1 protein-coding gene and 1 pseudogene are annotated in these 1,070 nt (G+C 69.4%); both read right to left on the minus strand.

What is annotated here, in order from left to right; genetic code table 11:
* A pseudogene (locus J4709_RS52745) lies at positions 1–395 on the minus strand (hypothetical protein); the annotation flags it as partial.
* Positions 396–587: 192 nt separating this feature from the next.
* Positions 588–1,070 (minus strand): CHAP domain-containing protein (locus J4709_RS52750; RefSeq protein WP_208253084.1); only part of this gene is annotated, 483 nt, incomplete at its 5' end.

Raw genomic sequence — 1,070 nt, forward strand, 5'->3', positions numbered from 1 at the left:
CCGCGGTCGCCGACGAAGCCGGTGACGCTGCGGCCCTGGTAGGTGACCTTGACCTTGGTGTTCATGGGCCAGCTGGGGCTGGCGAACATGCCCTTTTGCATCGGCTTGCCGCTGGCGGGGGCGCCGGTGTCGCCGTTGACGCCCGATCCGTCGTCCCAGAAGTAGGAGGCGGTGGTGCTGCCGGACAGGATCGCGCGGGTCTTGGGCGCGGTCTTCCCGGCGGTGGTCTTGCCGGTGTTGCTGGTGGTGTGGTTTTGGGTGGTGGCGGTGTGCGCCATCGGCTTGTCGGCCGGGGCGCCGTGGGCGCTCTCGACCGCCACGCCCGCGATCAGCATGCCCGCCAGGGCGGTGCCGGTCAGAGCGGTCAGGGCGGTGTCGATGGCTCGCTGCTGCATGTTCATCCTTCGCTCGGTGGCCCCGCACACCGGGTCACCCGTGTTGGGGTGTGGTCACGCCCGTTTTTGGGCGTGGCAGGTCCGGTGCGCGGCGCGTGGTGGTGATCGCGCGGGGGATGGAAAAGAAGAAGGGGGGAGGCGGGGCCGGTGCCCCGAGGGGGAGGGCGGGGGCCGGGTTGTGGCCCCCGGGGGTTACCGGTATTCGGGGTAGCCGTAGCCGGCGACGGTGGAGGTGTCGCGGACCTTGGTCTTGACGGCGTTGCCGGTGTTGCCCTCGATGGTGTTGATGGTGCCGTCGTGGTTGTCCTTGACGACGATGCCGACGTGGTCGATGCCCTTGATCCCGCCGCCGTTCCAGGCGAAGAAGACCACGGCGCCGGGCTTGGCGGTCTGGCCGAAGCGGCCGGTCTTCTTGAACCACTGGGCGTGGCTGACGGTGTAGGCGTCGGCGCCCATGCCCTTGGTGCCGGTGTGCTGGCCCAGCCAGGACACGAACATGTCGCACCAGGACTGGCCCTTGTAGACCGAGGCGCTCTTGGCGCCGATGCGGTGCGCGTTCTGCTGGCCCAGCGCCGAGTCGATGTACCAGTTGTTGAACTTGCTGTTGCCCGAGGCGTCCTCGTGCGTGCCGACCTGGGTGCGGGCCAGGTTGATCACGTCCTGCGCGCTCGCGCC

The organism is Actinomadura violacea, assembly GCF_017573465.1.
Classification (GTDB): Bacteria; Actinomycetota; Actinomycetes; order Streptosporangiales; family Streptosporangiaceae; genus Spirillospora; species Spirillospora violacea.